Origin of the sequence: Bacillus sp. TL12 (assembly GCF_022625245.1) — a bacterium.
Classification (GTDB): domain Bacteria; phylum Bacillota; class Bacilli; order Bacillales; family Bacillaceae_G; genus Bacillus_A.
On the sequence record NZ_JAJJBY010000248.1, the window covers coordinates 1 to 295 of the forward strand.

Sequence of the window (295 nt, forward strand, 5' to 3'; positions counted from 1 at the left end):
CGTTTTGACCAATCTTTTCATAAAAGCATAGGCAGACTGATAATCCCGTTTTTTACGAAGTTGAATATCCAATGTTTGCCCGTCTTTATCAATTGCACGATATAAATAACACCATTTTCCTTTGACTTTTATATAGGTTTCATCTAGTTTCCAAGATAATGGAACGTTTTTATTTTTCTTCTTCCAAATTTGATAGATAAGGTTTCCATATTCATGAACCCAGCGCATGATAGTTGTTGGGTGAACCGAAACACCACGCTCTTTCAAGATTTCAGATACATCACGATAGCTTAAA

1 protein-coding gene is annotated in these 295 nt (G+C 34.6%); it reads right to left on the reverse strand.

Annotated features, from left to right (window positions below; all coding sequences use genetic code 11):
• The coding region (locus LOK41_RS28780; protein ID WP_241819477.1) for an IS6 family transposase at positions 1-295 on the reverse strand (295 nt) is incomplete at both ends.